Origin of the sequence: Methylophilus flavus, from assembly GCF_042678905.1 — a bacterium.
Taxonomy (GTDB): Bacteria; Pseudomonadota; Gammaproteobacteria; order Burkholderiales; family Methylophilaceae; genus Methylophilus; species Methylophilus flavus.
The window spans coordinates 1747720-1760938 of the sequence record NZ_JBHTLN010000001.1 but is presented as its reverse complement, the minus strand read 5'-3'; the positions used below and the strand labels follow the sequence as shown (position 1 = coordinate 1760938).

The 13219-nt window shown below is 51.4% G+C and carries 11 protein-coding genes; 8 read left to right on the top strand and 3 right to left on the bottom strand.

Annotation, left to right across the window (positions count from 1 at the left end):
• Positions 1-4 precede the first annotated feature (4 nt).
• The gene (locus ACFQ2T_RS08650) at positions 5-259 is read right to left on the bottom strand and encodes an accessory factor UbiK family protein (protein ID WP_379033165.1); all 255 of its coding nucleotides are present in this window, start codon (positions 257-259) and stop codon (positions 5-7) included.
• Between the two features lie 256 nt (positions 260-515).
• On the opposite strand from ACFQ2T_RS08650, the gene ACFQ2T_RS08645 reads away from it, so the two are divergent.
• The 6 genes from ACFQ2T_RS08645 (at position 516) to ACFQ2T_RS08620 (ending at position 8183) form a co-directional block, all read left to right on the top strand.
• On the top strand, positions 516-1481 hold the full coding sequence (locus ACFQ2T_RS08645) for a TorF family putative porin (RefSeq protein ID WP_379033162.1): 966 nt from the start codon (positions 516-518) through the stop codon (positions 1479-1481).
• A 73-nt stretch (positions 1482-1554) separates the two neighbouring features.
• Entirely contained in the window at positions 1555-1893 is a 339-nt protein-coding gene (gene glnK / locus ACFQ2T_RS08640; protein ID WP_018986930.1) for a P-II family nitrogen regulator, read from the top strand.
• A 15-nt stretch (positions 1894-1908) separates the two neighbouring features.
• Positions 1909-3315, top strand: coding sequence for an ammonium transporter (locus tag ACFQ2T_RS08635; RefSeq protein WP_379033158.1), 1407 nt, complete (start codon positions 1909-1911; stop codon positions 3313-3315).
• A 128-nt stretch (positions 3316-3443) separates the two neighbouring features.
• Positions 3444-5156, top strand: a complete 1713-nt coding sequence (locus ACFQ2T_RS08630) for a peptidase domain-containing ABC transporter (RefSeq protein WP_379033155.1) — start codon at positions 3444-3446, stop codon at positions 5154-5156.
• Entirely contained in the window at positions 5146-6453 is a 1308-nt protein-coding gene (locus ACFQ2T_RS08625) for an HlyD family secretion protein (RefSeq protein ID WP_379033152.1), read from the top strand. The genes ACFQ2T_RS08630 and ACFQ2T_RS08625 overlap by 11 nt, the downstream gene beginning before the upstream one ends.
• The gene (locus ACFQ2T_RS08620) at positions 6450-8183 is read left to right on the top strand and encodes a TolC family protein (protein ID WP_379033150.1); all 1734 of its coding nucleotides are present in this window, start codon (positions 6450-6452) and stop codon (positions 8181-8183) included. Before ACFQ2T_RS08625 ends, ACFQ2T_RS08620 begins: the two co-directional genes overlap by 4 nt.
• Positions 8184-8250: 67 nt before the next feature.
• Here the strand turns inward: ACFQ2T_RS08620 and ACFQ2T_RS08615 are convergent, their stop codons facing one another.
• Both ACFQ2T_RS08615 and ACFQ2T_RS08610 read right to left on the bottom strand, forming a co-directional pair.
• The gene (locus tag ACFQ2T_RS08615; RefSeq protein ID WP_379033148.1) at positions 8251-8895 is read right to left on the bottom strand and encodes a hypothetical protein; all 645 of its coding nucleotides are present in this window, start codon (positions 8893-8895) and stop codon (positions 8251-8253) included.
• Positions 8896-8916: 21 nt separating this feature from the next.
• Entirely contained in the window at positions 8917-11355 is a 2439-nt protein-coding gene (locus tag ACFQ2T_RS08610) for a penicillin-binding protein 1A (RefSeq protein WP_379033145.1), read from the bottom strand.
• A gap of 195 nt (positions 11356-11550) precedes the next feature.
• Between ACFQ2T_RS08610 and ACFQ2T_RS08605 the strand changes: the two genes are divergently transcribed.
• Positions 11551-12624: a pilus assembly protein PilM gene (locus ACFQ2T_RS08605; RefSeq protein WP_379033143.1), complete on the top strand. Its 1074-nt coding sequence runs from the start codon at positions 11551-11553 to the stop codon at positions 12622-12624.
• Positions 12621-13214, top strand: coding sequence for a PilN domain-containing protein (locus tag ACFQ2T_RS08600; RefSeq protein ID WP_379033140.1), 594 nt, complete (start codon positions 12621-12623; stop codon positions 13212-13214). The genes ACFQ2T_RS08605 and ACFQ2T_RS08600 overlap by 4 nt, the downstream gene beginning before the upstream one ends.
• The last annotated feature ends 5 nt before the right edge of the window (positions 13215-13219 follow it).

Sequence of the window (13219 nt, the reverse complement as noted above, 5' to 3'; positions counted from 1 at the left end):
TAAATTATTTTTTACTTTCTGATGTGTGGGCTTGCTCGAGCGCGTTGATTTTTTCTTCCAGTACACACAATTGTTGTTGGGTGCGTGCAAGTAAAGCGGATTGGATATCAAATTCCTCGCGCGAAACAAGTTCCATTTTGGTGAGCACGCCCTGAATTAGTGCATGAATATTTGATTCAAGCTCTGAAATTGGGCTGGATTCAATTAGTTGTTTGATTTTAAAAGATAATTCTTTAATTCTTTCGTTCGAAAATAGCATGGTTCACTGCTCCTTTTTTGTGAATTCTAGCATGTAACAGGCTTGAAAATATAGGTTTATCCAGCTATTAATCTGTATAAACCAATAAAAAACAATAACTTATAAAAGTATTGTAATTTAATTTTTAGTTTAAATTTAATAAGTTATTGATTTAAATGGATTATATAGATTGGCACATGCTTTGCTTAGTCGTCAATGTTGTTTCATTCTCGTTTACAACAATTCGATCAAGACTTTATAGAGAGAGGACTCATAAATGCGTCAATCTATTTTACTTACAGCAGTATTAGGCACCTTGTCACTGGCACAAGTTTCTTATGCAGCTGAAGCTGAAGAAAAAGCGCCAGCGGCGGTAGAAGCAAAATCGCCTTGGGCAGCGACAGCCAACATCGGCTTCGTGTCTGATTACTACGCACGCGGTATTTCACAAAACTGGCATAAACCATCTGTACAAGGTGGTCTGGACATTACGCATGACAGCGGCTTTTACGTCGGCGCATGGGGTTCTAACGTCACACCAAACACTTTTCCTGATGCAACGGCTGAAGTCGATGTCTACGGTGGTTATAATGGTTCCGTACCTGGTGTTGAAGGTTTAGGCTACAGTGTCGGTTTGATCGGTTACCTGTATCCAGGTGGTTCATGGAAAAAATACAGAGGTTCTGCTTCTGTTGGACCAGACGGTGCAAACACTGTATTGACACCACGTGGTGGTCGCTGGGATACCGCTGAGGTTAACTTTGGTCTGGCTTATGGCTGGTTGAGTACCAAGCTTTCCGTGACATTGACCGACTGGTTTGGCGCTGAGCGTGCTACCGGCTGGGATGGCAGTACCAAAGGCAGTACATACTTTGAAGTGAATGCGAACTATCCATTGCCATGGTGGGACCTGACACTGGTTGGTCACGTTGGTCAATTGAATGTTAATGGTAAATTGGATACAACTTTTACCAGCAATGGTAACTTGCCAAGTTCAAGCTTTTCAGGTGCTTCCAGCCCTGACTATACTGACTACAAAATCGGTTTAAGCAAAGCGTTTAAAATCGGTGCTTCAGAAGGCTGGAACGGTGGTATCTACTATGTAGGCGCCAGCAACAAGCAGTACTGGGGCGAAAATGGTTACGGCGGTACAAGCTTTAACGGTAAAGGCGACAGCGTCCGTGCACAAAGTAAAGATTTGAACGAAGGCCGTTTGGTATTGACACTGACGCGTACTTTCTAAGTACTGAAACACAAGTGCTGTAAACACATCTGGCAGGCACGGTGCCTGCCAGAGTTAACAACAGGAGAAGCAAATGAAATTTGTGTCCGCAATAATCAAGCCGTTCAAGCTTGATGAAGTGCGTGAAGCTTTGTCCAATATTGGGGTACAAGGCATCACTGTCACTGAAGTAAAGGGGTTTGGACGCCAGAAGGGGCATACCGAGTTGTATCGTGGCGCTGAATATGTCGTGGATTTTTTACCAAAAGTAAAACTAGAAGTGGCCATTAAAGATGACATGCTTGACCAGGTGGTAGACGCCATCGAGAAAGCGGCAGCGACTGGCAAGATTGGCGATGGCAAAGTATTTGTCTTCGATTTGGAACAAGTTTATCGTATCCGCACCGGTGAAACCGGTCCGGATGCGTTATAGGAGAGGGCTTCAGCTATGAAGAAAATTCTTTCTGTATTATCGCTGGTCGCCCTGATGGGTTTGGCCGCAACTCCGGTCGCGTATGCTGAAGAAACTGTGACAGAGACCGTAACGGTTACTGAAACCGTGACGCCTGATGCTGCCCCGGCAGCCGAAGCTCCAGCAGCCCCTGCGGAAGCGGCACCCGCAGAGGCAGCAGCCGCCCCTGCGACCCTGGATGTAGGTAATACCGCATTCATGATTATCGCAACTGTGTTGGTGATCCTGATGACGATTCCCGGCCTGGCATTGTTTTACGGCGGCCTGGTACGCCAGAAAAATATGCTGTCAGTATTAATGCAGGTATTTGTCGTCTTCTCGCTGATCTCAGTCTTGTGGGCGGCTTATGGCTACAGCCTGACATTCACTGAAGGCAACATGATCGTTGGTGGCTTGAGCAAGGCATTCCTGTCTGGCATCACCACTGACAGTTTGTCCGGTACGATTCCTGAATATGTATTCCTGACATTCCAGATGATTTTTGCTGCGTTGACACCTGGCCTGATCGTCGGTGGTTTTGCCGAGCGTATCAAGTTTTCTGCCGTGCTGCTGTTTACCGCTTTGTGGGTGACTTTTGCTTATATCCCTATCGCGCACATGGTATGGGGTGGTGGTTACCTGGCTGAACTAGGTGCAAAAGACTTTGCTGGTGGTACTGTGGTGCACATCAACGCCGGTGTGGCTGCATTGGTCGGCGCACTGATGTTAGGCAAACGTATCGGTTACGGTAAAGAAGCCATGCCTCCGCACAACCTGGTGATGACCATGATCGGTGCTTCATTACTGTGGGTGGGTTGGTTCGGTTTCAACGTCGGTAGCGAACTGGCTGCGGATGCGACTGCCGGTATGGTGTTGATCAATACACAACTGGCAACGGCTGCAGCGGTTATCGGCTGGATCTTTGCTGAATGGTTGTTCAGAGGCAAGCCTAGCATGCTGGGTGCAGCTTCAGGTGCGGTGGCTGGCCTGGTAGCGATTACACCGGCATGTGGTTTCATAGGCCCTATGGGTTCTATCATCCTCGGTTTCACTGCCAGCTTTGTCAGCCTGTGGGGCGTGACCAAACTGAAAGGTGCACTGGGTTACGATGACTCACTGGATGTTTTCGGTGTGCACGGCCTGGCTGGTATCTGGGGCGCGGTAGGCACTGGCGTGCTGATGGCGCCTGGCCTGGGCGGTGTGGGTTACGCTGAAGGTGTGACCATGGGCGGCCAGGTGACTACACAGATTATTGCTGTGGTCGTGACTCTGATCTGGACCGGTGTAGTGAGCGTGATCCTGTACAAAATTGTTGATGTGGTAGTTGGTCTGCGTGTCAGCGAAGAGTACGAGCGCGAAGGCCTGGATACTACTGAGCATGGTGAACGTGCATATAGTTTGTAGGTCTGTGAATAGCAGCCTGTGACCGCAGGCCTGCTGGGAAAAACGGCTCTTTCAGGGCCGTTTTTTTTTGGAACTAAATGCGGTGCAGGGTTACCAATGCAGTGGGCCTGAACTACAATAACTTTATTATGGCAAAAGCACAGTCCGAATTAACGCCTCTTCAACGAGTTTCCCAGCTAATCAGTTTCGAAAAACAGGATATCCTGTTATTGGTTTACCTGACCATGGGCTATGGCCTGTTGGGCATCGCGACGCCGGTTGCGGTGCAGACTATGGTCAATATCGTCACCATGGGCGGGGTGCTGCAACCGCTGTATGTCGTCGGGTTTATCCTGTTCTGCCTGCTGGGACTCGCCGGCGCTATCTATGCTATCGAAAGCTTCCTGGTTGAATTGATCCAGCGGCGGATATTTGTGCGCAGCAGTTTACTGATTGCGCATAACACCCAGCAAATCCATATCTCGGTTTATGATAAAAACAACCCGGTAGAGCTGGTCAACCGCTATTTTGATATCCAGACTATACAAAAGTCTGTTGCTACCTTGCTCACCATTGGCCTCACCGCATTATTGCAAGGCTTGATAGGCAGCATTGTGCTGCTTTTTTATAGCCTGTATTTTGGCATCCTTGTCATCATCATGTTGATTGTGCTTTGGGCAGTGATTTTCTGGCTCGGCAAGCAGGCCGAACAGACGGCAATACAGGAATCCAAAACCAAATACACCATGGCGGCCTGGCTGGAGAATATTGCCAGAAATAAATGGCTATCCAAATTTTATGGCGCCCGGCAACGGACGCTGAAAACCACCGAGCACCTGGCTCAGTATTACCTCAATGCCAGGACCGATCATTTCCGGGTATTAATGACGCAGCTGATCAGTGCGGTCAGTATGTATGCAGTGATAGGCACCGGCATGCTGGTACTGGGCGGCACGCTGGTGATCAAGGGTCAAATCAACCTTGGCCAGTTCGTGGCTGCCGAGTTGATTATTTTTGGCGTGTTGTCGGCTTTTGTCCGCTTTATCACCAAGCTGGAATACTTTTATGACCTGCTTGCCGCGGTAGACAAGCTTGGCGTGCTGGAAACCCTGCCGGTTGAAAGGTCAGGCGAACATCAATCGAACGAGAATGGCTATCACGAATTGCAGGTAGTCGATTTATGTTATCAACACCAGCAGCAAACGGTGCTGGTTAACAATCTTAATTTTAATCTGCGGCGCGGGCAGAGTCTTGCGATTCTGGGCGCCCTTGGTACCGGAAAAAGCACGTTGCTTGAGCTGATCACCGGGTTGCGGCAACCGGCGCAAGGGCATCTGACCTATAACGGCATTGATGTGCGCCAGCTGGATCTGGATCACCTGCGGGACCGCATCGGTGTGGCTAGCAAGGTCGAATGGCAACAAGGCACTATCCTCGATAATCTGCGCTTAACCCGTAATGACATTGAAATTGACGTCATCATTGATGTATTGCAGGTACTGGGATTGTGGGACGACATCAGTAAACTTGAGCGCGGAATAGACACCGAACTGACCGACTATGGCGCACCCATGTCCTATACGCAGCTGCAGCGTTTGATGCTGGCCAGAGCCATTATCGGCGCTCCGGATTTGATGATTATTGACGGGCTGCTGGATGGATTGGCCCAGCACGAACTGGATCAGGTGCTGGCGATGCTGAAAGGCTATGAGGCGAACTGGATGCTGATTGTGACTACCCGCTTCAAGCATATTGCAGAGCAGTTCCAGCAGGTGGTTACCCTGGAATCTACGCATGGCAAGTCAGAGGGCGATGGTAAGCAAGACAGCAACGGCAAGTCAGGAGCTGATCATGCAAAATAAGCTGCCTACCCAGTTGGTAAAAGGTGTTGAAACGCCAGACCGCCTGCGTATCTGGATCAAGCGCATGGCCTGGCTGTTACTGGTGCTGCCTACCATTTTTATGTTTTTACCCTGGCAGCAAAACGTGACTGCCTTGGGTAAGGTTACAGCGTATTCGCCTTCAGAACGTGTGCAAACCATTGATGCCCCGGTGAGCGGACTGATCAATCGCTGGCATGTGCAGGAAGGCAGCCAGGTGAAAGAAGGGGAGCTATTGCTGGAAATCAGTGATACCGATCCCAATTTCAAGCAGCGCCTGGAAGCGCAGCGCGATAATCTGCAAAGCAAATTCACGGCTAAGCAGGACGAGTTAAGTGCCTATGAGCTACAAAAACAAAGCCTGACCTCTGCCCGCGATGCCAAAATTTCGGCGGCGCAGTACAAACTGGATGTTGCCAACCAGAAAATCCGCAGCAGCCAGGAAGCGGTAAATTCCGCCCAGGCGACCCTGGATGCGGCCAGTTCGCAGGTAGCGCGTCTTCAACGTTTATTTGGCGACGGTCTGGTATCCAAGCGCGACCTGGAAGTGGCCGAGCGGGACCATATTATTGCCAGCCGAAATTTAAATTCCGCACAGGCGCAATTGCAATCAGCCAGGGCAGAAACAAGTTCTGCCGGGGCTGATATCCAGCAGATCCGCTCGGACACGCAGGCCTATCTGGATTCTACTTCTGCCACCATCAATAAGATCAAAGGCGAAATGGCCGACAGTGAAAACAGTCTGCATAGCTCTGAAATCTCACTGGCCCGGCAAAATATGCAGAAAATCGTTGCGCCACGTGACGGCACTATTTTCCGCCTGCCTGTGAATTCGCAATCGCAAATCATCAAGCAAGGCGACCCCTTGCTGGTGATAGTGCCGCATACCTCACAACGTGCCGTCGAGTTGTGGGTAGATGGCCGCGATGCGCCCCTGATTACGCAGAAAAGCATAGTCAGGCTGGAGTTTGAAGGCTGGCCTGCCATTCAGGTGCCGGGTTGGGCACAAGTGGGTGTCGGTACTTTTGAAGGGGAAATTTCTTTTGTTGACCCTACCGATAATGGCAGCGGGCATTTCCGTATTATGGTCGTGCACAAACCCGGCTCGCCAGAATGGCCTTCCCCGAGATTCCTACGGCAGGGCATCAGTGCCAAGGGTTGGGTATTGCTGGAGCGCGTCACCATCGGTTTCGAAATCTGGCGTTTGCTGAACGGTTTTCCGCCGCGTATTCCGCATGAAGTGACACCGTTGAACACTGGCGTAGGTAAACCGGCATGAGGCGCAAAATCGGCCTCTGGCAATCTGCCAGCCTGTGTGTGCTGATCAGTACTGGCCAAGTGGTTTTCGCAGACGAAGTCAGTGATACGCGCACCCGGCAGCGATTGGAAAAGCCGGAAGGCAGGAAACTGGAAAACTATAGCCAGCAACCCGCGCAACCCTTGCACGACGCCATCAAACAGCAACAACGCAAGCCGTCAGTGGCGGTTGATCTCAAACGCGCGTTGCAACCGTTCGATAACCCCGAAGACGATAGCATGCTGCCTGAAGCACAGGGCCAGCAGGTCACGATTGCCGATATCCGCCAGCGCGCCTTGCAAAACAATTTGCAGGTGAAAGTCGCCAAAATGGACCCCGAACTGGCCAGGCAGTCTTTGCGCGAAGAGCAGGCCAAGTTTGACCAGGTGATTTTTGCCTATGCCAAATATGCTGAGAAAGACACGCCACCAATGTCTGGTGACAAGGTGATATTCAAATCCGACAATCCGCTGCTGGATGGTGAGCTGGCGAAGCTGAATATCGATGCACAGAAAAAGGAATACTGGGATGTTGAAGCGGGTATCAAAGTGCCTCTGCGCACTGGCGGTACGGTGACCCTGAGTGCGCCGCTGGAAAACCGGCAAAGCCTGGGCAAGTTCGCCAGCGACCAGTACCGCAGTGCGCTGCGTTTTTCATTCAGCCAGCCTTTGTTGCGTAATGCCGGCCGTGATGTCAATGAAGCGAGCATCCGTATTGCCGAGCTGGACCGGGACGGCGTGCAGTTGCGTACCCGCTTGCAGACTATACGCATTGTGGCGATGGTGGATAAAGCTTACTGGGAGTTATACGAAGCCTGGGCGGCGCTGGATGTGAGGAAGAACCAGTTTGAATATGCCAGCCAGAATATGTCCATGGTCAAACGCCGGGTGCAGGAAGGCCTCACCGCGGCCGTGGAAATCAACCGCGCCGAAATCGGTGTCGCTGACCGTATGGAAGCGCTGATTATTGCCGAAACCAACCTCAAGCTCGCCCACAGGCAATTGCAGTTTTTGCTGAATGATTTGCCGGATGACCAGCAAAAGCAATCGCCATGGGTGCCCGCGACCCCGCCTAACCTGGTCAGGTTCGAGTTTGACCGCGCACACCTGATTCGTGACGCGCTGGATAGCCGCATTGAGCTGATCGATCAGGAACTCAAATTAAGTGCTGACCTGATCCAGATTGATTACTTGCAGAACCAGACCTTGCCTATGTTTTCGCTCGATTATCAGTACGGCGCATTATCAGGCTCAGGCGAGCGTTTCAGTGATATCGGGACGGATCTGTTCGATGGCCGCTACCGCGACTGGTCGCTGGGCCTGAAGTTCGAGATGCCGGTCAGCAACGAGGCACGCAAAGCCAAACTGGACCGGGCGATTGCGCAGCGCATGCAGCGGTTAACAACCAAAACGCTGCAAACGCTGACAGTGAAACGCGAGATCCATGATGCGCTGGATAAGATAGACCAGAACTGGCAACGGATCATTGCCGCACGCCAGCAGGTATTGGTCGCCGGAATTAACTACGAAGCCGAACTCAAACAGTTTAATGAGGGGCTGCGCACAATGACTGAAGTGCTGGAAACATTGACCCGTCTCGGTGAAGCACAACTCAAGGAAATCCGCGCCATCAGTGATTACCAGATATCACTTGTCGATGTCGCTTATGCGACCGGTACAGTCCTGGGTCACGGCCAGATCAGTTTGCAGTAGTGTTTTACACTAAGCAGTGGTTTGCTACCGGGATGTAATGATGTCGATCTGACTATGCCTGAATTTTCTATGGTGGATCAGACGGGGGTTGCGCGCGCACCATCGCGCTGAATTGCGATAAATTCATACGGTGTATGCCCGATTTCTCGCCATTTTTACGCGGCGCCGACCGAATATCATCCGCTTCAAAAATACTGATGCGTTGCGTGCCGAATCTTGTCTCCACCAGCAACACCGGCACGCGTTTACGCACCAGTTCATGTTTCTGCTTGCCTGGCCGGTCTGACATGCGGTATTGATGCTCGTCGCCTTGATAGGGGATATTCTGGTTGAGCAGGTATATCTCCAATTCTTTGGCGCTTTCGGCGAATACGTGGATATCCGTATCGGCATAAGGCCCGGCGGTGCCGTCCAGTACCGGGCCGGTCAGGTGCGGATTGAATTTCTGTAATAATTGCATGGTCAGGAGCGCAGCCTGGCGCAAATCCAGCAAATGGGCAGCGTCTGCCTCATCAGCATATAGCGCGTGGTATTCACGCAAGGCCGCGTCGATCTCGGCATTGGTCGGTAACGGCGCATCCTGCTGTATGCCCATTAGCTTCACCGCCTTGCGCTTGGCACGCGCGTAGTCGCTAATGCCTTCTTCAAACATCAGCCTGGCTGCCGATTGCGCTATTTCCTGGCGCAAATCACTTGGAAAATCGTCGAACATAAGCGCTCTTACGAATCAGTATTAGTTGGGGCTCAATAGTTTTGCAGCTGGGTTGACTGGTGCTTTTCTGTCCTCGTCGCCGCCGGAATGTTCTCCGATCAAACGCTCCAGAAACGAGGGTTCATCCTGCTCCGGTGTTTGCTCATTCTCCGGGTCAAACAATCCCGGCAGGTTTTCCGGTTGTGATTGCGGCAAATGTTCTTCATAGAAGTACTCGTAAATGCCCTGGTCATCATCGCCGATTTGCCCGCCGGTGTAAGCATCCACTTTCAGTTGCAGTATACCTTCAGGCACTTTGTACTGATAAATCGGCACGCCTTTCAGTGTTGCCTGCATATACTTGATCCAGATTGGCAACGCAGCACGACCCCCGGTTTCACCACGCCCCAGGTTACGCGGGTTGTCATAACCTACCCAGGCAATCGCGACCTCTTTTGGATGATAGCCGGCAAACCAGGCGTCAAACTGGTCATTGGTGGTGCCGGTTTTACCGGCAAGGTCCGGGCGACGCAGCGACAGTGCGGCGCGTGCCGTACCGTCGCGCACGACATCTTGCAGCATGGTGGTCATGATAAAGGCGTTACGCTGGTCTATGACACGCTCTTGCGAAATATGCTTGCCTGGTTGCACCGCCATCACTACCTTGTCGCGGCTGTCAGTGATTTTTTCAATCAGGTAAGGATGTACCTGGTATCCGCTGTTGGCAAACGTGGCATAGGCTGCAGCCAGTTGCCAGGAAGTGGTTGAACCGGCGCCTAATGCAGTAGATAAATACGGCGGGTGGTCTTTCGGGTTAAAGCCGAATTTGCGCAGGTAATTTTGCGCATAGCGGGCACCGATGGCATTCATCAGTCGGATGGAAATTGTATTCTTTGATTGTGCCAAGGCTTCGCGCAAACGCATAGGCCCTGCGTATTTTTCATCGTAGTTGCGTGGCTCCCAGTTGCTGTTGCTGCCGGTTTCGGTCGAGGCAAAGCTGATAGGGGCATCTTCAAATACGCTGGCTGGCGAATAGCCTTTTTCCAGCGCAGCAGAGTAAATAAATGGCTTGAAACTGGAGCCAGGCTGGCGACGCCCTTGAGTCACATGGTTATATTTGTTGCGCTGGAAACTGAAGCCGCCGATTAAGGCATTCACCTGGCCTGTTTCCGGGTTAAGGGCGATAAAACCGCTTTCGACTTCTGGTAACTGCACTACCATCCAGTTGTCATTTTGCTGGTAGACACGGATGACAGCACCTGCGGTGAGCGTAAGCGGTGTCTTTTTGGCGGGCGGCATATGATTTTTAACCAGCAAAATCGATTTGTCCTGCAACTTGAGCACGGTGCCGCGTTGAGTGACCAAAGTGAGCAAGTTGGGTTCTACCTTGGTGACCAAGGCGGGCACAAACTGGTTATAAGTGACAAAATCACGCAGTAACTCCCTTGCCTCCGAGGCCCTCATTTTGCCCGATGGCAGGGAAATTACTTTTTCTGCGCCGCGGAATCCATGGCGTAATTCAAAATTAATGATGCCCTGGATAACGGCGGCATTCGCCGCCTCCTGATGCTGTTTATGGATAGTGGTATAGACCTTGAATCCACTGCTGTAGACTTTTTCTCCATAACGTTTGTAGAGGCTGGTCCTGACGATTTCAGCCACATATTCCGCGCCCAGGGCCGGCACCATACGTTTGGATGACTGGAATTTAAGGGGCGCCTGCATGGCTTCATCAAATTCGCGTTGCGAAATCATCTTGTAACGACGCATATCACGCAGCACTTCATGCTGGCGCCTGATGGCAAAGTCCGGGTGTATATAAGGGTCATACTTGCTTGGTGCTTTGGGCAGGCCTGCCAGCAGGGCGGCTTCAGCTAAATTAAGCTGGCGCAGATCCTTGTCAAAATAGGTCCTTGATGCCGCAGCAAAACCATAGGCGCGTTCGCCGAGGTAGATCTGGTTCAGGTATAGCTCAAGGATTTTATCCTTGCTGATGGCGTTTTCAATCTTGATTGCCAGCAGTGCTTCTTTAATCTTGGTCCACATATTACGCGGCGTGGTCGGGCTACTGAAAAAGTTCTTGGCTACCTGCATGGTGATGGTGCTGGCGCCTTCATGGCCGCGGCCGGTCATATTGTTGCGGATGGCCCGCAGGATGCCGGTGGTGTCAATGCCGTTGTGCTGGTAAAAGCGACGGTCTTCAATCGCCAGGATGGCGTCTTTCATGACCTTGGGTGTCTGTTCAATCGGCACAAACGCGCGTCTTTCCTGGCCGAATTCACCGATCAGGTTGCTTTCGGCATCGTAAATGCGCAAGGGAAGTTTGGGGTGGTAATCGGTCAGGGCTTCAAGCGACGGCAGCGAGGGGTAGAGGATGCTTATCATCAATACCAGTAGTGCTGCGACGATCAAACTGCCGATGATGGAAATAAAAAGAAAAGACTGTAACCAGCGTTTTGAATTCATGCCTAGTGTTGCCATCGTGAGAATTACCCCTGAATTGTAATCTTTTTTTGCTGATTCAACGGTAGTTAATTATGGAATCATGCAAATAGTCAGGGCGAGTCTTGCGATGCGCCACAGCAGTGATCAGAAGGTTGCAGGCTAAAAAGTGCCAGATTGGCACGGTTGATGCATGCGCCCTGTGGGAATTTAAAATTATTAAAGGGTATTCAGTTGAGTCTGGGCTTTTTACAACGCAAAAAAACCAGTTTTATCGGTGTAGATGTCAGTGCAACCGCCATCAAGATGGTGGAATTGACTGCTATCGGCAAACAGCAGTTCCGCCTGGATGGTTATGCGAATGTCGCCCTGCCTAAAGGTGTGATCAGCGACGGCAATATCAATGATCTGACGCAAGTGGCGGACACCGTACGTTCTGCCTGGCGTTTGCTCGGCTCGCGTGCGCGTAACGTGGTGATGGCCCTGCCAGGTTCAGCAGTGATTTCAAAGCGTGTGATCATGCCTGCCGGGCTAAGTGACGAGGACCTGGAGTTGCAGGTGGAAGCCGAAGCCAATCAGTACATTCCTTTCCCGCTGGAAGAGATGAACCTGGATTTCCAGGTGCTGGGACCGATTGGTAAAAGTACCGATGAAGTTGAAGTACTGATTGCCGCTGCCAAAAAAGAAAAAATTGATGACCGTGTCGCAGTTTCGGAAGAAGCCGGCCTGAAGGTCAGCATTATGGATGTGGATGCCTATGCCACAGAAACCGCTTACCGCCAGATTTTCAAGCAGTTGCCTGAGCACACCAAGAAGACTGTCACCATGATTCTCGATATAGGCGCCCACGTGACCCATATCAGTGTGATGGTTGGCCTGCATTCTGTCTATGCCAGGGAACAGGCCTTCGGTGGTGCCATGCTGTCACAGGAAATCCAGCGCCGCTTCGGCCTTTCGCCTGAAGAAAGCGAAATTGCCAAACGCCAGGGTGGTTTACCGGAGTCATATGAACAGGAAGTGCTGCAACCGTTTTTGCAGAACCTGGCCATTGAAGCTGCACGTGCCGTGTCTTTCTTTACCAACTCTACCCAGTACAACAAAGTGGATCACGTGCTGCTGGCCGGTGGCGTTGCGGCTACGCAAGGCCTGGCCGCATTGATACAGCAGAAAACAGAGATACACACGCTGGTGGCCAACCCGTTTCATGGCATGACACTGGTGAATAAGGTCAAACCTTCGCAACTGGAAACCGATGCACCTGCGCTGATGATCGCGTGCGGCCTAGCATTGCGGGGTGTGGACGCATGATTAAAATCAACCTGTTACCGCACCGCCAGATCCGCCGTGCCGAACGCCAGCGCGAGTTCAGCCTGATGGCGTCGCTGGTAGCGATTGCCGCCGCAGCCATACTGTTTGTCAGCTGGAGTTACGTGAGCGCCCAGATCCGCACCCAGCAGGAACGCAACCAGCGTTTGCAGGATGAAATGGTTCGCCTGGATAAAGAGATTGCCATCATCAGTACCTTGAAAGAACAGATCAAGCATGTGCTGGAGCGCAAGCAAATCGTTGAAGGCCTGCAGAACGACAGGAACCAGGCTGTACAGATACTGGATGAATTGGCCCGCTTGTTACCTGAAGGCGTATTGCTGAAAAGTATCAAACAGATTGAAAACGAGATTGAATTGAAAGGCGTTGCCGATACTAACGGAAGAGTGGCTTCGCTGGTGCATAACCTGAGCGGGTCTTCGATTATCCAGAATCCTAACCTGGTGGAAATCCAGGCCAGCAATATTCAGCAGGACCTCAAGCAGTATGAGTTCGTACTCAGGATTACGCTCAGGCAAGAACAACCGGCTGACAGCCAGGCCAAGCAAAAGCCTGCTTCGCCACAAGGATAAATGCG

Excerpts from the sequence above, each read along its gene's own strand:
- ACFQ2T_RS08630 (WP_379033155.1), top strand. The coding sequence starts at position 3,444 with ATGGCAAAAGCACAGTCCGAATTAACGCCTCTTCAACGAGTTTCCCAG.
- ACFQ2T_RS08600 (WP_379033140.1), top strand. The coding sequence starts at position 12,621 with ATGATTAAAATCAACCTGTTACCGCACCGCCAGATCCGCCGTGCCGAA.
- ACFQ2T_RS08635 (WP_379033158.1), top strand. The coding sequence starts at position 1,909 with ATGAAGAAAATTCTTTCTGTATTATCGCTGGTCGCCCTGATGGGTTTG.
- glnK (WP_018986930.1), top strand. The coding sequence starts at position 1,555 with ATGAAATTTGTGTCCGCAATAATCAAGCCGTTCAAGCTTGATGAAGTG.
- ACFQ2T_RS08625 (WP_379033152.1), top strand. The coding sequence starts at position 5,146 with ATGCAAAATAAGCTGCCTACCCAGTTGGTAAAAGGTGTTGAAACGCCA.
- ACFQ2T_RS08610 (WP_379033145.1), bottom strand. The coding sequence starts at position 11,355 with ATGGCAACACTAGGCATGAATTCAAAACGCTGGTTACAGTCTTTTCTT.
- ACFQ2T_RS08650 (WP_379033165.1), bottom strand. The coding sequence starts at position 259 with ATGCTATTTTCGAACGAAAGAATTAAAGAATTATCTTTTAAAATCAAA.
- ACFQ2T_RS08645 (WP_379033162.1), top strand. The coding sequence starts at position 516 with ATGCGTCAATCTATTTTACTTACAGCAGTATTAGGCACCTTGTCACTG.
- ACFQ2T_RS08620 (WP_379033150.1), top strand. The coding sequence starts at position 6,450 with ATGAGGCGCAAAATCGGCCTCTGGCAATCTGCCAGCCTGTGTGTGCTG.
- ACFQ2T_RS08615 (WP_379033148.1), bottom strand. The coding sequence starts at position 8,895 with ATGTTCGACGATTTTCCAAGTGATTTGCGCCAGGAAATAGCGCAATCG.